Annotated in this window: 18 protein-coding genes and 1 pseudogene; 13 read left to right on the top strand and 6 right to left on the bottom strand. The window is 39.1% G+C overall.

All coding sequences use genetic code 11. The features are described 5' to 3' along the window. Positions 1–131: 131 nt before the first annotated feature. The 3 genes from ACUUJN_RS23120 (at position 132) to ACUUJN_RS23110 (ending at position 1,049) form a co-directional block, all read left to right on the top strand. Complete coding sequence (locus tag ACUUJN_RS23120; protein ID WP_338532879.1) at positions 132–398, top strand: hypothetical protein; 267 nt, start codon at positions 132–134, stop codon at positions 396–398. A 146-nt stretch (positions 399–544) separates the two neighbouring features. After that, positions 545–799 carry a hypothetical protein gene (locus ACUUJN_RS23115; protein WP_338532878.1) on the top strand — a complete coding sequence of 85 codons (255 nt, stop codon included), beginning with the start codon at positions 545–547 and terminating at the stop codon, positions 797–799. Further along, positions 774–1,049 (top strand): hypothetical protein, encoded by a 276-nt coding sequence (locus ACUUJN_RS23110; protein WP_023990460.1) that lies wholly within the window; start codon positions 774–776, stop codon positions 1,047–1,049. Before ACUUJN_RS23115 ends, ACUUJN_RS23110 begins: the two co-directional genes overlap by 26 nt. A 92-nt stretch (positions 1,050–1,141) precedes the next feature. On the opposite strand, the gene ACUUJN_RS23105 is transcribed toward ACUUJN_RS23110, so the two are convergent. From ACUUJN_RS23105 to ACUUJN_RS23095, 3 genes are all read right to left on the bottom strand, one after another. Further along, on the bottom strand, positions 1,142–2,245 hold the full coding sequence (locus ACUUJN_RS23105; RefSeq protein ID WP_484668974.1) for a sensor histidine kinase: 1,104 nt from the start codon (positions 2,243–2,245) through the stop codon (positions 1,142–1,144). After that, on the bottom strand, positions 2,238–2,918 hold the full coding sequence (locus ACUUJN_RS23100) for a response regulator transcription factor (protein ID WP_023990458.1): 681 nt from the start codon (positions 2,916–2,918) through the stop codon (positions 2,238–2,240). The genes ACUUJN_RS23105 and ACUUJN_RS23100 overlap by 8 nt, the downstream gene beginning before the upstream one ends. Positions 2,919–3,081: 163 nt before the next feature. Next, positions 3,082–3,648, bottom strand: coding sequence for a class I SAM-dependent methyltransferase (locus ACUUJN_RS23095; RefSeq protein WP_103744692.1), 567 nt, complete (start codon positions 3,646–3,648; stop codon positions 3,082–3,084). Between the two features lie 809 nt (positions 3,649–4,457). Here ACUUJN_RS23095 and ACUUJN_RS23090 point away from each other — a divergent pair. The 5 genes from ACUUJN_RS23090 to ACUUJN_RS23070 all read left to right on the top strand — a co-directional run bounded on the left by ACUUJN_RS23090 (position 4,458) and on the right by ACUUJN_RS23070 (position 8,560). Next, on the top strand, positions 4,458–5,048 hold the full coding sequence (locus ACUUJN_RS23090) for a DedA family protein (RefSeq protein ID WP_023990456.1): 591 nt from the start codon (positions 4,458–4,460) through the stop codon (positions 5,046–5,048). A gap of 44 nt (positions 5,049–5,092) precedes the next feature. After that, on the top strand, positions 5,093–5,374 hold the full coding sequence (locus ACUUJN_RS23085; RefSeq protein ID WP_484668973.1) for a hypothetical protein: 282 nt from the start codon (positions 5,093–5,095) through the stop codon (positions 5,372–5,374). Next, positions 5,375–5,971: a DedA family protein gene (locus tag ACUUJN_RS23080; protein ID WP_484668972.1), complete on the top strand. Its 597-nt coding sequence runs from the start codon at positions 5,375–5,377 to the stop codon at positions 5,969–5,971. It abuts the gene before it with no gap. Positions 5,972–6,645: 674 nt separating this feature from the next. Next, a complete protein-coding gene (locus tag ACUUJN_RS23075; protein ID WP_484668971.1) occupies positions 6,646–7,815 on the top strand; it encodes an MGDG synthase family glycosyltransferase in 1,170 nt (389 codons plus the stop codon). Positions 7,816–7,861: 46 nt separating this feature from the next. Continuing rightward, on the top strand, positions 7,862–8,560 hold the full coding sequence (locus tag ACUUJN_RS23070) for a polysaccharide deacetylase family protein (RefSeq protein ID WP_023990451.1): 699 nt from the start codon (positions 7,862–7,864) through the stop codon (positions 8,558–8,560). Positions 8,561–8,753: 193 nt separating this feature from the next. On the opposite strand, the pseudogene ACUUJN_RS23065 reads toward ACUUJN_RS23070, so the two are convergent. The 3 genes and pseudogenes from ACUUJN_RS23065 to ACUUJN_RS23055 all read right to left on the bottom strand — a co-directional run bounded on the left by ACUUJN_RS23065 (position 8,754) and on the right by ACUUJN_RS23055 (position 11,255). After that, a pseudogene (locus tag ACUUJN_RS23065) lies at positions 8,754–9,903 on the bottom strand (sensor histidine kinase). Then, positions 9,896–10,576: a response regulator transcription factor gene (locus ACUUJN_RS23060; protein WP_023990449.1), complete on the bottom strand. Its 681-nt coding sequence runs from the start codon at positions 10,574–10,576 to the stop codon at positions 9,896–9,898. Before ACUUJN_RS23060 ends, ACUUJN_RS23065 begins: the two are co-directional and overlap by 8 nt. Before the next feature lie 88 nt (positions 10,577–10,664). After that, positions 10,665–11,255 carry a class I SAM-dependent methyltransferase gene (locus ACUUJN_RS23055; RefSeq protein ID WP_338532874.1) on the bottom strand — a complete coding sequence of 197 codons (591 nt, stop codon included), beginning with the start codon at positions 11,253–11,255 and terminating at the stop codon, positions 10,665–10,667. Positions 11,256–11,709: 454 nt separating this feature from the next. Here ACUUJN_RS23055 and ACUUJN_RS23050 point away from each other — a divergent pair, with 454 nt between their 5' ends. The 5 genes from ACUUJN_RS23050 (at position 11,710) to ACUUJN_RS23030 (ending at position 17,134) form a co-directional block, all read left to right on the top strand. Then, a complete protein-coding gene (locus ACUUJN_RS23050) occupies positions 11,710–12,384 on the top strand; it encodes a phosphatase PAP2 family protein (protein ID WP_484668970.1) in 675 nt (224 codons plus the stop codon). 210 nt (positions 12,385–12,594) lie between these two features. Beyond that, positions 12,595–13,701 carry a TolC family protein gene (locus ACUUJN_RS23045; RefSeq protein WP_341063813.1) on the top strand — a complete coding sequence of 369 codons (1,107 nt, stop codon included), beginning with the start codon at positions 12,595–12,597 and terminating at the stop codon, positions 13,699–13,701. Positions 13,702–13,734: 33 nt separating this feature from the next. Next, on the top strand, positions 13,735–15,189 hold the full coding sequence (locus tag ACUUJN_RS23040) for an efflux RND transporter periplasmic adaptor subunit (RefSeq protein WP_484668969.1): 1,455 nt from the start codon (positions 13,735–13,737) through the stop codon (positions 15,187–15,189). After that, positions 15,186–15,923, top strand: coding sequence for an ABC transporter ATP-binding protein (locus tag ACUUJN_RS23035; RefSeq protein WP_484668968.1), 738 nt, complete (start codon positions 15,186–15,188; stop codon positions 15,921–15,923). Before ACUUJN_RS23040 ends, ACUUJN_RS23035 begins: the two co-directional genes overlap by 4 nt. Then, a complete protein-coding gene (locus ACUUJN_RS23030; protein WP_484668967.1) occupies positions 15,920–17,134 on the top strand; it encodes an ABC transporter permease in 1,215 nt (404 codons plus the stop codon). The genes ACUUJN_RS23035 and ACUUJN_RS23030 overlap by 4 nt, the downstream gene beginning before the upstream one ends. The last annotated feature ends 55 nt before the right edge of the window (positions 17,135–17,189 follow it).

The raw sequence follows: 17,189 nt of genomic DNA, 5'->3' as shown, positions 1-17,189 counted from the left end.
ATTGAACGAACAATAGGCTTACCTCATTAGGTTTTTTAATATCGTATGATGGCACGAAGACTGTACGGCTCCCGTGACACTAGATACCTTGGAAGCCTTAGAACAACAAATAAAAGTAATAAAGCACGATAATGGAACTTTATAAAGTTAGAACGATTACAGACGAAGAGGATATAATACCTGTACCTGCAATTGGTAAACTGGTTTATAACATTGAAGAGGAAGAATCAACAATTAGAAAAGAAGACGTTAACGGAACTGAACTCGATTACGAAGAATATGATGAAGGGGGTGATTACTTTGTTCCATTACCTACTAATATTAAACCAATAATAGATAGTTTGAATTCACTAGATGACAGAAGAGTTCAAACTGTTATAAATTCTTATTATTGCTAATTGTTGCGTATTACATCTTTCGTTACTTATAAATACACTTGTCTCAAATATCTCGAACGAGAACCAATTGTCAGTTTATTATGACAATTTAATTGAGAGAGTAAAAAAATTTTAAGGAAGATCAGAAGGAAGAGTTTATCGGTTTAATGGTGGATATAATTGATTCGCTTAAGGACTATGTTCACAAGGGTCAACTTAATGGGAAAAAGAATTTAGCGAAACCAAACTTAGATAAATTGAGCTACTTTTTAACTATTTGCGGAAAATCAATCTATAAATCTGCTGAATTAGAGTACAAAGATGTCCAAACCGAAGTATGTTTAGTTCCAGGGTATCAAGAGATAAAAAGGAAACGTGAAGCTCTTGGAGAAGACAATGGCTTCATTGAAAGAAGTGAATAATGAACTAGTAAGAGATTTGATAGAAGAATTTAATAAAATAAAAATGGATAATAACCTAACTTTAGTTCAAAAAGAGCATCTGAAGACAGCACTTCTTCTTGAACTCTCACGAACTACAGGGCGGTTAGTTCAAATATATGGACAATGGACTAAAGATGGACAGATTATTAGAGATAATTCTTTGAAAAAGAAAATTGATCATTTAAGCACGTTATATGCGACATTCAGTATATTGAGGAAATGGTTATGAAATAGGAATATCCTGAGTCGCTGTAAATGGATTTATTAAGATGTAAAATTATAATAATCCGCCACTGTATAAATATTCTTTAAGGACTGCGGTTAGCTACTTGAGTTGTTTACAAAAGGTAAATTCAATTGGAATGTAAATACGTTATGACTATGATTGAGCGTTAGGGTGCCTTGATGTAACTCAACAATATTCCTAGCGATGGAAAGACCCAGTCCTGCTCCAGTTTGGATACCTTCGCTACTTCTTGAATGGTCAACCTTATAAAAACGATCAAATAGCTTCTCCTCTTGATCTTGCGTGAGGGGAGCTCCTTTATTTTCGACCTCAATCGTAATTTGCTCATGACTCGTTTTCAGTCGAATGCAAATGCCTCCCGGCTTCAAGGAATACTTTAAGGCGTTCATGAGAAGATTATCGATTGCTCTAGCAATTTTATCGCTATCAATGGAGGTAACCACTGGGGAGTCACCGATATCTTTTACGATATATACACCGTTTTCTTGAGCAATGGGTTCGAACTCGAACAGCAATTGATCCAAGAGTTGAAATAAATTGATCCTTCTCAGATTTAAGTGGGTATCGACTGAAGTGAGCCGAGTATATTCGAACAAGTCATCGAGCAACTTCTTCAAATGAATCGCTTTGTTATAGGTGTTTTGAACAAAGCGCGTATATTCATCTTTATCCTGATATGAGTCTGTTCTTAAAAGCTCGATATAGCCGATAATGCTTGTCAGAGGCGTGCGCAAGTCATGTGAAATACCTGTGATCAAATCCATCTTGGATTTCTCTATTTCACGTTCTTTTACAATCTGTTGCTCTAAACGTTCTGTCATTCGATTGATGTTGAGCGCAACCCGTCCAAGTTCATCTTGCCGAACAACAGGTACCCGATATTTTAAATTACCTTCGGAAATAATCTGAAGCCCTTGCTCCAATGTAATTAAGTCTCTAACGATTCGCCGTGTCAAAACTAAAAAAGTAAAAATAAACGTTACCATAAACAAGGGGGTAAGAAGATAAGGAAAAAAATTGCGAAACCAATGCCATTCCATAGTACTGCTAATTTTCAAGAAAAGTAAAATGAGAATATCATTTATAGCAGTGGCGATAATAAAACTTAGCACCATTCTGATTAAAATGTTGACTTGAATCCGTTTTTTTCGTTTTGACTTTTGTACATGTTCATTCAATTTTATAGCCAACTCCCCACACCGTTTTAATATACTGAGGATCTCTTGGGAACTGCTCTAATTTTTCTCGTAAATTACGAATATGAACCATTACGGTATTATCAGAAAATCCATATGGTGCCTTCCATACATTTTCGTAAATGTGCTCCGAACTAAAAACCTGTCCAGGATGGCTGGCAAGCAAGACCAGAATAGCAAACTCCAGAGGAGTCAACGAAATTTCGTTGCCCTTTAACTTTACGGAATGTTTACTCTTATCGATGATCAGGTCTTTAATAAGAATAAGGGAATTAAATTCTTCTTTTCCTATTAATGTTTGACGACGTAGCTGCGCTTTTACGCGAGCAAGCAATTCTAATGGATTGAACGGTTTGATCATGTAGTCATCGGCCCCGGTAGTCAGTCCGTTAATTTTATCAATATCTTCTTCCTTGGCTGACAGCATGATAATCGGAGTATTCGATATTTCCCTTATTTTAAGGCATGCTCTGATTCCATCCATTCGTGGCATCATGACATCCAAGATAACCAGTTGAATCGGTGTTGTCTTTATGGCATCCAGGGCTTCTTCACCATCGGCTGCTTCAATCACATGGTATCCTTCATTACGTAGATATACATGAATGACATCCCGAATCTCGGAATCATCATCCACGACAAGAATGGTATTCATTACTGACTGCTCCTTCTTTTTTGACTGGGTAGAATTAAGGTATTTAAGGTACCTGAAATTACGCAACTAGTATAGATATCTTGATAATAAGGTAAAGTCTTCACTTTTTCTACATAGGCATAAGCGAAACATTTAATGGAGTGAATGAAAGTGTCATCATCATTTAAATTGTTTCCTTTTTGCGACAGACGTAAACGAAAGCGGGAGGGATATTGAAAGGTGCTAAATCAATTTTTTCAATGATAAATTTTTCGGAAAGCTGCTTTTTCATTTGAAGCGAATATTGAAAGGCGATAAACAAGCCTCCAGGTTTGAGTGCTTTATAGATCTGTTCAACCAAGGTATCTCTCAATTCACGCTCAAAATTAAAAAAAGGTAGTCCGCTAAAAATACAATCCAGCTGATGAATGTTCTCTTTCTTCATTGCTTCTAGTAACTGAGCAGCGTTCGGATGACAGGAGAAGTCTGGGTATTCTGTCTGTAAATTATTCCTCATAGTCTCATTCATCTCAAACAATAACACTTTCGTGGGTTCACTCACCTGGGCGTTGATAAAGCGGGTGATGGCACCTGTACCCGATCCGAGTTCTGCGACTGCCTTAATCTCGTTCCAGGGGGCTTGTTTAACCATTTTGGTCGCTAGAAACTGGGAGCTTGGTATAACGCTGCCTACATTTTTTGGGCTGTGAATAAAGCTTTGCAAAAATAAAAGGTATTCATTAAGTTTCAACTGATTTTCCTCCATTACTGTTTTTATTGTCAGGAACAATGCTGAATATGGCACAAATATTAAACAAATTTATTTCTTTTATCGAAACGGATGGATACCGAAACGATTAAAAATGAGAAAATTGAAGTGAAGACATAGGGAGAAAATATCGTACGATTGGGAAGAACATACCGATGCACATGGCCCAATCTCTCTATTTCTGCACCTCTTTATTGTTTCGATACAGAAATCATAATGAAAAAAACTAAGGAATTAATGAGTATATTTCTAAAGAAAATCTAAAGATTCATCTATAGAAGGTTTAAAATCTATATCATCCAACCCAAAAAGCCTTACCAACCAAGTCGGTAAGGCTTTTTTATAAGGGCAAACTGTTCCGCCACGCAACTCAATGATATTTATGGCTATAGAAAGACCTAGTGCGACTCTAATTTGTATCCCTTCATAATGTTGGGAGGGGGATGTTTATGAGATCGTGTATTTTCTTCTACTTGTATGTGAAGCTATGTTTTCACTAGTACGAGTGGGAATAGGAGAGTGAACTCTCTCTTTTTCAATTTCCATCAGTGCTAAAGAAGTAGAATTACCAAAGTGTTAGGATAAAGTTGAGGTCTGATTAGCTTGGTTAAAAGCTGATCAGACCTTTCCTACATTGGGCGTAAAACAGTTTAAGATGTCAAGCCATGGCTTGGAGGGGAGAATTAAAGGCGTTTTTGTATTACTTCAGAATTTCTTTAGAAATATCCCTATAAGCTCCTAAGATTTTTATAATAATATACTTTCATCGACATTAACGAGGAGGTTAGAACATGATTAGTGATATCGTCTTACAGCTAGTCGATCATTATGGATATCTCTTTTTTTTCTTAGCCTTCTGCCTAGGCCCATTCGGCGTCCCGGTTCCAAATGAAATAACCATACTAACAGGTGGAATTTTGAGTAACAACGGAGCTTTAAACCCGTGGATTGTATATATTGTTATTCTCGCTGGCTTATTTACAGCAATTACAATTGCTTATTTTGCGGGCAGAATCTTTGGAGAAAAATTTAAACTAAAGTTTCAAAACAACCGTCACTTTCAGAAAGCAGAGAAATTTTTTGAACAGCACGGAGATATCGCAATGTGTCTTGGACATTTCATACCAGTCATTCGGTATATTTTGCCTGTATTCGTTGGTCTAAACGGTACCTCATACAAGAAGTTTGCTTTGATTTCGTATTCCAGCGCGTTTGTTTGGACCGCTACGTTCTTTACCTTTGGCAAGTTCCTTGGACATTATATATTGGCTTTGCTAGATTTGATCGATCCTAAATTGGCCGTGGTTGCTCTAATGATAGCCGTTGGCACCTTTATCACAACCAAGTGGTTCAAGTCGAAATTATCCAACTTTACTGCATAAGCTGGTGAACAAATGAAAAAAATAGAAGAAAGGGGGAGAGTCATTTGACTTCAAATCAGTATGCAATGTTCTTGCAACGATTTATTAAAAATCCAAAGCGAGTTGGAAGTGTTTTGCCCAGTTCACGGTTTCTGGCGAGTAAAATGGTTCAATCTGTGTCATGGGATGATGTGAGCACAATTGCAGAATTCGGTTCTGGCACAGGAGCTATCACACGCTTTATCGAACTGCGAGTAAATCGATCTGCTATTGATAAAATCGATTTTGTGCCCCTCAATTTTCCTCCTGCTTTTGTTTATACATGCCGTAAGAAGGGGGGGATTTAAGTGAGTTATGACACACTAATTCATTGGATTGCGCAGTTTGGTTATGCTGCTTTATTCTTTGCATTATGGCTCGGAATTGTTGGAATGCCAATACCGGACGAGGTTGTCGTTATGACCGGCGGAGCCGTTAGCAAAGTAGGATTACTCCATTATTTCCCAGCATTTATTATCACTTATTTAGGAGTTATCTCCGGGCTATCTCTTGGTTATATTCTAGGCAGGTTTTTCGGTTCGCCGGTGCTGGATAAACTTCGCCATAAAAAAAATTTGGGGAAGCATATACAAACATCAGAACACCTTCTAAATAAATATGGAAATATTGCATTGAGTTTTAGCTACTTTTTTCCGGTGGTGAGGCATATTGTTCCCTATTTAGTCGGAATTAATAAAATGTCATTTCGCCGTTATATTCTTTATTCCTATACAGCCGGTCTTGTTTGGACGTCTGTCTTTTTTGTAGTTGGCCAATTTGCAGGTGGTCATGTGGAAACAATCGGGACAATGATTTATCACTACGGTATATATGTGGGACTTGCCTTAATCATAGGAATTGTCATATTCATGTTTCTTAAAAGTCGGAAAAGGAGCAAAGCGTGATGTGTGGAATCAACCTTTAGGAGATTTAGATAATACGGTAGGAGTTCAAATTCTGAATTTACACGAGAAATAGATGATCTCCCAAGAGAGCCGCGATATATAAAAACCGTTTGGGGAGTTGGGTAGAAAATTGAAACTGATAAACGGCAAAAGAAATGTTTGCTTTGAGATATTTTTGGCGTTAGTTTTCAGTCTCGTCATTGCATATCTCAGTTTCACCATTGTAATAACTTGTATCAATTTGTTTGTAAATCGATTACAAGCGGGATATTTTTTTCTAAAGCTAGACCAGCCTTTATTTCCCCCTTTTTTTAAACTGACCCGAAACATGTTTAAATACATTTTTGATTTGGCCGAAGGTTCGCAAGTTCACTTTTGATAGATTTAAAGGAAATACAACAAAGTTATGATTTCACTGTTGCTATATATTCTAGCAGCTCAAACGATTTTCACATAAGGCGAAATGCTGATTTAAAAATATTAATCGTCATAGTCAGATATACCCCCACCAAATCCCGAATTTCATTTCATCATCAATAATAAGAATCGTTTCTTTGGCATATGAAAGCATCCTTTCTGTGCCTTCAGTTTATGCCAATTTCTCTTAACATAAAAGGAAAGTAATTCTTAAACGTTTCTGAGATTTGATTTTTTGAAAAGGAGAGCTGTGTTCCATGAAAAAAGGAACGAAAGAAAAAATGTTGATTCTTACCGGAAATTATGGAGATGGTCACATTCAAGTAGCCCAAGCGATACAAGATGCGATGCAAATTCGATTTCCTCATATGGAACCTGTCATTATTGATTTTATGGAATGGGTCCATCCTTATATGAATCATTTGAGTCGAAATGTTTATCTCCAAGCCGTAAAAACATTCCCTCAAGTTTATGGATATCTATATCAGAAAACGCGGAGACAAAACACCCTATCCTATATTATAAAGACCGTTTTTTCTACAGGAATCGGACGAATGATGAAATTGATTAATGAAATACAGCCAGCTATTGTAGTATGCACCTTCCCCTTGGCGGCAGGCGTGATGTCGAAGTTGAAATCATATGGTTCAATCGATATTCATACTGTTACTATCATTACCGATCACACGGATCATAGTTCATGGATTTATCCATATACAGATCAATATATTGTGGGTTCCAGAAGTGTACGTGATTCTTTAATTCAATTAGGTGTTGAAGAGACTCGGATTGCAGATACGGGAATTCCCATTCGCCCGCAATTTTCTCAGTCCATAGAAAGAGAGAAAACAGCTAAGAAGTATGGTTTAGATCCTCATATGCCTACTGTGCTTGTGATGGGAGGAGGTTGCGGCATGATTGGCGATGGAAGCTCTACTATTCAGAAATTTGATCTATTGTCACAGCCTGTACAATTCATCCTTGTTTGTGGGCATAATGAAAAACTTCGAATGAAATTGAATGAGAGTCTGAAAATTTCCAAACATCGCATCTATTTAACAGGTTATATTAACTATGTTCATGAGTTAATGGCTATATCTGATATTATGATTACCAAACCAGGAGGAGTCACGACTTTTGAGGCGATTGCTATGGAACTGCCGATGCTACTTTGTAAACCAATCCCTGGTCAAGAACAGGATAATGCCAAATTTTTAGTTCGTTCTGGGGTAGCCATTCATGCAGAGACATCTGGGGATCTAACCGAGCGCCTATCGGAATTACTAGATGATGCAAAACTTCTTCAACATATGATAGAAAATACTAAACAGTTCCATCCTAAAGAGTCCGCGTTTGCTTCATTAGAAGTTATTTTTGGAACTATTGCAATGAATAATAGATCCAGTGAAATAAAGATATGCTCCTAGAAAAAAGGCAAGCATGGATTTATTACTGTTAAAAAGGAGCAGGATCATGAAGCAGACATTCATAATTCTCATTAGTGCATTACTCGTATACACGATTATCCCGACCCTTATAATCCGACTATTTGGAATCGGAGTTTATAAAAGGGGAACGGGCGAGCAGCCCATTGCGTTAACTTTTGATGACGGTCCAGACCCAGAATTTACGCCTCTTTTGCTTGATTTATTAAAGAAATATAATATAAAGGGTACCTTTTTTGTCCTTGGTCGCAAAGCAGAGAAATATCCCGATTTAATCCAACGGATGCACAATGAAGGACATCTTGTCGGAATCCATAATTATGTACATTGGTCAAATGCTTTAATGAGTCCTAAGAGGGTTCGCGAGCAGGTAAACAAAACGGCCAATGTCATTAATCGTATTATTGGAGAGAAAGCCTTCTATTATCGGCCCCCGTGGGGAGTCATTAACCTATTTGATTTTTTTCTGATGAAGCAATTTCGCATGATTCTTTGGTCTGTTATTGTAGGTGACTGGAAGAGCTCTGGCGGCAAGCAAAAAATTAAGCAAAGGCTGCTGTCCAAGCTAAGGGGTGGAGCTGTTATCGTTCTTCATGATAGCGGGCAAACGTTTGGAGCAGACAGGGATGCACCTGCATACATGTTGGAGGCATTAAATGAATTTATCATTGAAGCATTATATACGGGGTATTGTTTTCAGAGAGTAGATGAGAAAAGAGCTGCATAATGAACAGGCTAAATATATGAGCATTAATTATGGTACGGCCGTGAAAAGCGCGGCTTTTTTGTTTTACATAAACACATTATCTGTCAGCACTCTCGAAGATTATACTTAAAAAACAGAGTAAGTTTAATTTGGATACTAAAAATCAAAACTTAAGCCCGGGACAAAGTATTGTTCGGGGCTTAAGTTTTTTTACTTATACATCAAGGTTGCCGGAGTGGCCTTCTTCTGATCCAATGGAACGGGTCAGAACTCCTTCGAAAGGCAAAGTAAGAGTAAATTTAAATATGTTATTTATATGAATGAGCGTTAAGGTTCCTCCATGCAACTCAATAATGTTTCTAGCAATAGAAAGGCCCAGACCTGCTCCCGTTTGAATGCCTTCACTACTTCTTGAATGGTCTACTTTATAAAAACGATTGAAGAGTTTATTTTCTTGCTCTTGTGTGAGGGGATTCCCTTTATTTTCGATCTCAATACTAATTTGCTTATTATCCAACTTCATTAAAATACGTACGGTTCCTGGCTTTACAGAGTACTTAAGGGCATTCATGAGTAGATTATCGATTGCTCTGGCAATTTTTTTACTGTCAATAACGGTTATAATAGGAGAGTTACCTAAGTCTTTAATAATATGGATACCGTTCTCTTGAGCGATCGGTTCAAATTCAAAAATTAATTGATCTAGAAGCTGGAATACATCGATTTTATTTAGGTCCAGGCGGGTATCGACCGAAGTAAGTCGGGTATATTCAAACAAATCATCGAGCAATTTTTTTAAATGAATAGCTTTGTTATAAGTGTTTTGAACAAATCGCGTATATTCATCTTTATTTTGAAATGAATTTGTTCTTAAGAGTTCTATATAGCCAATAATGCTTGTAAGTGGCGTACGCAAGTCGTGTGATATGCCTGTTATCATTTCCAACTTGGAGATTTCTAGTTCACGTTCCTTTTCGATCTGCTGTTGTAGACGTTCCGCCATCAAGTTGATATTAAACGCAACCCTCCCAAGCTCATCATTTCGCATGACAGGCACTCGATAGCTTAAATTACCCTCGGATATAATTTGAAGCCCCTGCTCCAACGAAATTAAGTCTCTTACGATTCGTCGAGTTAAAGCTAGGAAAGTAATAATAAAGTTAACCATAAACAGGGGGGGGGAAAATATACGGAATGAAATTGAGGAGCCACTCGGATTCCATGCCATGGCCAATATCCAGTAAAAGTAAAATAAGCATGTTATTTATGGTTGTGGCGATAATGAGACTTAGCATCATTCTGATTAAAATATTGACCTGAATCATCCTTTTTTTTCGTTTTGGTTTTTGCACATGTTCAGTCAATTTTATAACCAACTCCCCAAATTGTTTTAATATACTGAGGATCTCTGGGAAACTCCTCTAATTTCTCTCGTAAATTACGAATATGGACCATCACGGTATTATCGGAATACCCAATAGGATCTTTCCACACGCTTTCGTAAATCTTATCAAAGCTAAATACTTGCCCAGGGTGGCTTGCAAGCAACTCTAGAATTGAAAACTCAAGAGGGGTCAGCGAAATGTTATTTTCTTTCAATGTAACGGAATGTTTACTCTTATCGATCACAAGATCTTTGATGAATATAACAGAATTAAATTCTTCTTTTCCTATTAATGATTGTCGCTGCAAATGAGCTTTTACTCGAGCGAGTAATTCTAAAGGATTAAAAGGTTTTATCATGTAATCGTCCGCACCGGGAGTAAGACCCGAAATTTTACCAATATCTTCTTCCTCCCCCGATAGCATGATAATGGGGGTGCTCGATATTTCCCTTATTTTAATGCAAGCATTAATGCCATCCATTTGTGGCATCTTAATATCTAAGATGACAAGTTCGAAAGAGATTGATCTTATTAAATCTAACGCTTCCAGACCATTTGCAGCTTCTATGACAAAGTATCCTTCATTGCGCAAATAAACGTGAATGACATCTCGAATCTCTGTATCGTCACCTACAACAAGTATTGTATCCATTACATGATGCTCCTTTCCTACTTTTTATGATTACGGCTACTAAAATTCTATAATTAAGGCAAACCCAATGATTGCTACGAAAAGTTTATTAATACCGATTATTGCCTCCCCTTTTGCGACAGGTATATACAAAAGCTGGAGGGAAATTGAAAGGTACGAACTCGATTTTTTCGATGATTAAATCTTCGGCAAATTTTTTTTTCATTTGAAGTGAGTACTGATAAGCGACAAAAATCCCTTCTGGTTTTAGTGCCTTAATAATCTCATTGAGTAAGGTTTCTCGCATTTCACTCGTAAAATTAAAAAATGGCAATCCGCTAATAATACAATCAAGCTGGCCGATGTCATCTTGATTCAATTTTTTGATTAATTGGCAAGCGTTTGAATGACACGCGAAATCCGAGTATTTTTTCTTCAGAGTAGCTCTCATTTTCTTATCCCTTTCGAACAATAGCACTCTTGTTGATCCGGTTAAATGTGGCTTCATGAAACGTGTAATAGCACCTGTACCTGACCCGAGTTCTGCGACTGCCTTTACCTCATTCCATGGTATAGACTCAACGATTTTAGCTGCTAGAAATCGGGAGCTAGGTATAACACTTCCTACTCGTTGTGGATTTGTGAGAAATCCTTGCAAAAAAAGTAGACATTCACTGATATTCAACTGTTTTTCCCCCATTATTTAATTTCTCCCTTTTGGGTACCCAACAAATAAAGGGATGATATACCGAACAACTGGAAGGAATAATCCAAAACATATTGCCATATCTCCTCGTTTTGTTATTTATATCAATATAAAAATAGTAACGAAAAAATCTAAGGATTTTACGAGGATATATCTAAAGAAAATCTGAAGATATGTACACTATTCAGACTCGAAGTTTGCAAGAAGTGCATGAAAATCAGAAAGCTGATCTGATTGAAGAACCCAAAAAGCCTTGCCAACAAAAAAGTTGGCGAGGCTTTTTATTACGTAAATTGTTGATAAGATTCCCTATAAATAAGATGCGAGAGGGAATACCCCTTACCAACTAATGTTAAGAAATTCTTTAGAAAAATCCTCTAAAGTTCTTCAGAGTTTATCATTATGATGGGTTCATTGCTATAGATGAACCTAATCAGGAGATGATAACGTGACTCACCCTACAAAACAAACCTTCCTTTCAACTTGGCTGTCTCTTCTATGGCTTACAGTGGTTCCGTTATTGTATATTTTCTACGGTATACTTAACCATCCTACCGAACACGTCTATAGCCTCGTAACGGATCTAGATCGCCTAACGCCATTCGTTCCGTCCTTTATTATTCCTTATGTTCTTTGGTACCCGTTCATTGCATCTGTACTGATCGGACTTGCGTTCAAGGACAGAACAGCTTATTACCGGACGCTACTTGCGCTCTGTGGAGGGCTGATCCTTTCTTATATCGTCTATGCCCTTTTCCAAACGGCTGTTCACCGTCCAGACAATCTAGCCCAGACAGGCGTCATCAACCGTTTGGTCTGGTTGGTGTACAGCCATGACCAGCCGTTTAACTGTTTCCCGAGCATTCATGTGCTAACCAGCTACCTGATGCTTCGTGGAGCAAGGGTATTCGGAAGAACGATTCGCTGGGCAGTCACCGCGATGTCTATTGTCATTATAGCGTCCACTTTGCTGGTCAAGCAGCATGTACTAGCGGATGTCGTTGGCGGTATCCTAGCCGGAGAGCTGTTGTACCGATCTGCGGGCATAGCCTTATCATACCTACAGGGACATAGAAATCGCCTGACTCTGAAAGGAGGCGAGCGTCATGTTTCTGCTGAGTAAAGAGAGACGCTCATTCATATCTCATTTTATGAGAAAACCCTGACATATGATTACATTGCTAGATCGTTTCATCCCGAAATACTTTTAGCCAAAGCAGAAAGCAATCTGCACGTGTCTATGATTCATTTGTAGTTGCTCAAAAGAGAACAATAGATAATTCATATAAGAATGTGTTTGTACAATTATTTAAAAATAGAAAGAGGGGGTTCTATGAAAAAACGTATGTTCATTTTATTGCTGTTGGCCTTATCAACCAGTTCTTTTTCAGGGTCCTTTGTTCAAGCAGAGGGGCAGCAATTGGCTTCCAATGCAAGTGTGAAACTAACATTGAGTCAAGCCCAGCAATGGGCGCGATCCAATAGCTTTAGCTTGAAGGAGGCCCAGCAAACGATAGATCGCAATCGGATTAACTTGAAAAATGCAGGTAAGAATCTGGACTTCATTCCCGCAGGTACAGGTAATGGAGAAGAGGATGCGGCCAGTAGTTCAGCATGGAAGGGGTATGCCTCATCGACGGTTTCTTATCTGGAATCCAAGAAGCAAATCGAGCTTGCCCAAGATCAGACAGACTACACTACAATGAAGAACTATTATGAGGTACTTCTGGCTGATAACAAGGTGAAGAGCAGTGAGGATGTACTTTCGCTTGCATTATTGGAGGAAAAAGCTGCTGAGGCAAAAGCCAACCGTGGAAAAATTTCTCCAAGTGATCAAAGCAGCATTATTCAGACTCGTATAGAAGCACAAAAAAATATAGAGATTGCAAAAGCTGCGTTGCAAAAAGCGATGGATTCACTAAATACCCAAATGGGGCAACCGCAAGGTACGGTCTATGAACTGGTGGATCGACCTGTTTACCGAAAAATGGATAGCACGAATTTGGATACGCTTGTGACACGTGCCATTTCGGCGAGTCCTTCGGTATGGAGACAGGAGGAGGCTGTCAAGCTGGCAAAGATGGAAGTTAAATATTACACGTGGAACTCAGGGAATGATGATTATGAAATTAAACAGATTGATGTAGATTCAGCACAAGGTGGACTGGAAAATACCAAAGACCAATTGGCAGAAACATTGAAGAGTATGTACTTTAATTTACAGCAAAATGATGAGCAATACGAACAACTCCAAAGTAATCTGCAGAACGCTAATAAAGTATTAAACATTTCTCGTAAAAAAAAGGAACGGGGATTTGCCACAGGTACGGAGGTCGCTACTAATCAGTTAAAAGTGAAGCAAATAGAACGGAATATGGATGAATTGATTGTTCAAATGACACAGTTACAACATGCTTTAAACAAACCGTGGAGTGTATAGGATTTAAAAAAATATATTTAAGGGGATATGACATTGCCGGAAACAGTAAAAAAAGATGCATTGCAAATATTAAGAAAAAAAAGAAGATTAAAAGTGATCATAGGCATTCTGGCCTTGATCATTATAGTGGGAATCGGTGGTACTGTTTATATGAATAGGGGGCAGGAAAAGCCCGTGGAGGGTCCTGCGAATCAGATTGTTCAGGTGAAAAAAACCAATATAACCGAATCGCTTGCCGTGACTGGGACCGTTCAGGCTTCCAAGGAAGTGAATATTAATTTTACAAATGTCGAGGGTGCCAAGCTCATTGCGGTCAATGTCAAAGCAGGAGATAGTGTTAAGGCGGGCCAGGTTTTAGCTCGTTTAGATGATTCAGATGCCAAATTACAAATTAAAGATGCCCAGTCCAATGTTGCGATTGCAAGGGCCAAGCTAGAGGAAGCCAAGCGTGGACCAAAGCAAAGTGATATTGAGCTCCAGAAGGCAAATGTCCTAAAGACACAGATGGCGATTAAAACAGCCAAGGACGGGACGGAGTTAGAGGAAGCCGCTGCACAAAAAGAGGTTGCCAAGGTGACCTTGGATAAAGCCCAGAAGGATTATGATGACCAGACTTATCTAGTTCAGAATGATGCGGCCGCAGAAAGTGACCTGGCGACGGCCAAGCAAAGCTTGGATAAGGCAAAATTGGATATGAGTAATGCCGAGCTTCAATACAAGAAGGCACAGATCAGACAAAACCAGGCTATTGAAGATGCTGAAATGGGTTATAAAACCGCTTTAATTCAATTAAAGGCAGCACAGTCCCCGCCTGAAGCTTCCAACATTCAATCTGCACAGGCTTCTTTACAGCAGGCCGAAACAGAATTGGAGCAAAAGAAAAGTGTTCTGAATAAATTACAGGTTACGGCGCCGTGGGATGGGATGGTTTTGAAGGTCAACGGCGATGTGGGCACCAGTCCTACTGCACCTTTTATCATAATGAATAACTCCAATACAGGGGTCATGAAGGTTAGTGCCAAGGTTAACGAAAGTGATATCGCCAAATTGAAGACCGGACTTCAGGCTACAATGCATACCAATTCATTTCCGGACAAGCAATTCAAAGGAGAAGTCCTTTTTGTTTCTCCAGAGCCAGTTGTGGAATCCAATGTGACTACATACAAAGTTGAATTGTCTTTGGATAGCCAAAAAATAAGGCTGCAACCGGGGATGAACATGGATGTATCCCTTCTGTTAGCTGAACACAAAGACGCGCTGTCTGTGCCATTGTTTGCATTGAGATCTGAAGGTGGTGTAGATGGAGTATATGTGGCGAAGAACGCGGCAAATCCTGCTGATTATGGATTTAGACCGGTGAAACTAGGCGTCTATACAGCGGATCAGGCCGAAATCAAGTCTGGTGTCAAGGAAGGCGAAACTATTGTTATTCCTCCTCAGAACAGCAGTGCTGATCCGAATGGCAGTGGAGGGGGGCAGGCACAATGAGCGAAACTCAATCCAATAAAACGATGATCGAAATTAAAGAACTGAAAAAAATGTATGAAGTAGGCGGTCAGGAGATTCAGGCTCTGCGCAGCGTGAATTTATCCATTAGCGAAGGTGAGTTTGTTGCCATTATGGGACCCTCAGGTTCGGGCAAGTCTACCATGATGAATGTCATTGGTTGCCTGGATCATCCGGATACCGGAAAATACTACCTGGATGGGTATTCCATATTGGATGCTCGTGAGAACGAACTTTCGGAGATTAGAAATCAGAAACTAGGTTTTGTGTTTCAAAAATTTTATTTACTTCCCCGAACTACAGCATTAGCCAATGTAGAGCTACCTATGATGTATGCAGGTATACCTGCCAAGGAACGCCGGGAACGAGCCGTGGAGGCGCTACGAAGCGTTGGCCTTGCCGAACGGATGTATAACAAGCCTAACGAGCTTTCTGGTGGTCAGCAGCAGCGTGTCTCCATTGCCCGAGCATTGGTGAATAATCCTGTTATTCTGCTGGCAGATGAACCTACGGGCGCACTGGATACGAAAACGAGTATTGAGATTATGGAACTGTTTCAAGGGTTGAATGAGCTGGGAAAAACTATAGTTCTGGTTACTCATGAGCTGGAAATAGCTGAATATGCCAAACGATTGATTAGTTTTCGGGATGGCAATATTGAGCGGGATGAGCAAATTACGAATAGACGAATTTCATCAAGGATGATAAGCCTATGAATGTGATGGAAACGATCCGTGTATCAATGAATAGCTTAACCACCAACAAGATGCGTTCATTTTTAACGATACTCGGTATTATTATTGGGGTGGCAGCGGTTATTGCCATTATGGCAATCGGAAACGGTTCTAAAGCCAGTATTAAGGAGGAAATAAATAGTCTAGGGAATAACGTGATTATGGTTGCTCCAGCCATGCCAATGACCGAGGAAGAAGTCAATGGGGACAACTTGCCCTCCTTTACGTGGGTTGATATCAAGGCAATGGAACAAAAGAGTTCGATTGCGGCATTAATGCCCAGTATTTCGAGCAATTCAAAAGTTGTATGGGGTCGATATAACTATAATGCAACTATTATAGGAACATCCGCTTCATTTTATAAAGTTAAAAAGTTTTCCTTTGCTGAAGGCAGGACATTTACCAACGATGAGTTGGATAAACGTATGAATGTTGCTATTCTGGAAAGCCAAGCGGTTGTACGTCTTTTTGGTGGGGATACCAAAAACGTGGTGGGACGAACGTTTCAAATTAAACAGATCCCCTTCAAAGTGATCGGAGTATTGAATTCTCAGCCCGTTACGAATTTAAGCCGCAGTACAAATGATCAAATTTACATCCCTGCTACAACCATGATGAACCGTCTGGGTGAGAGAAATATCACCAGCCTGGATGTCTCCGCCAAGTCACCAGCTATGATGGATCAAGCTCGTTCAGATATATTGGATAGCTTGCGTGTGACGCATCAGCTAAAACCCTCAGAACCGGATCAATTTCAAACTATGAGTCTGTCCGAAGCAGCAGGTGCAGCTTTGGGTGTAGATGATATCATGAGCAAATTGCTGGGAGGTGTAGCCGCAATATCGCTCGTGGTAGGGGGAATCGGAATTATGAATATTATGATGGTCTCCGTTATAGAGCGTACAAGAGAAATCGGTATTCGCAAAGCGATTGGCGCCAAGCCTAGAGATATTATGATTCAATTCCTGTTCGAAGCAGTCATTTTCGGTCTAATGGGAGGTATACTTGGGGTTGCTGCTGGCATAGGAGCGTCTAAAATAATTGAAGCAACAACTCGTATGACCATTGAATTCACGGTCTCGCCGATCATATATTCGTTTCTTAGCTCTGCAGGTATAGGTATCTTATTTGGGGTATACCCAGCTTATAAAGCAGCGAGATTGAAGCCGATAGATGCATTGAGATACGAATAATTTTATTGAAAAATGTTCATGAAACGTAAATAGGTATTGTTGAGGGTGCAGTATT

This window comes from Paenibacillus sp. LRG-1 (assembly GCF_057220305.1).
This window is presented reverse-complemented; position numbering and strand designations above follow the sequence as displayed.

Bases quoted from the DNA above. Each gene is read 5' to 3' on its own strand.
- ACUUJN_RS23120 (WP_338532879.1), top strand. From the start codon at position 132: ATGGAACTTTATAAAGTTAGAACGATTACAGACGAAGAGGATATAATA.
- ACUUJN_RS23115 (WP_338532878.1), top strand. From the start codon at position 545: ATGGTGGATATAATTGATTCGCTTAAGGACTATGTTCACAAGGGTCAA.
- ACUUJN_RS23110 (WP_023990460.1), top strand. From the start codon at position 774: ATGGCTTCATTGAAAGAAGTGAATAATGAACTAGTAAGAGATTTGATA.
- ACUUJN_RS23100 (WP_023990458.1), bottom strand. From the start codon at position 2,918: ATGAATACCATTCTTGTCGTGGATGATGATTCCGAGATTCGGGATGTC.
- ACUUJN_RS23090 (WP_023990456.1), top strand. From the start codon at position 4,458: ATGATTAGTGATATCGTCTTACAGCTAGTCGATCATTATGGATATCTC.
- ACUUJN_RS23075 (WP_484668971.1), top strand. From the start codon at position 6,646: ATGAAAAAAGGAACGAAAGAAAAAATGTTGATTCTTACCGGAAATTAT.
- ACUUJN_RS23070 (WP_023990451.1), top strand. From the start codon at position 7,862: ATGAAGCAGACATTCATAATTCTCATTAGTGCATTACTCGTATACACG.
- ACUUJN_RS23060 (WP_023990449.1), bottom strand. From the start codon at position 10,576: ATGGATACAATACTTGTTGTAGGTGACGATACAGAGATTCGAGATGTC.
- ACUUJN_RS23055 (WP_338532874.1), bottom strand. From the start codon at position 11,255: ATGGGGGAAAAACAGTTGAATATCAGTGAATGTCTACTTTTTTTGCAA.
- ACUUJN_RS23045 (WP_341063813.1), top strand. From the start codon at position 12,595: ATGAAAAAACGTATGTTCATTTTATTGCTGTTGGCCTTATCAACCAGT.
- ACUUJN_RS23035 (WP_484668968.1), top strand. From the start codon at position 15,186: ATGAGCGAAACTCAATCCAATAAAACGATGATCGAAATTAAAGAACTG.
- ACUUJN_RS23030 (WP_484668967.1), top strand. From the start codon at position 15,920: ATGAATGTGATGGAAACGATCCGTGTATCAATGAATAGCTTAACCACC.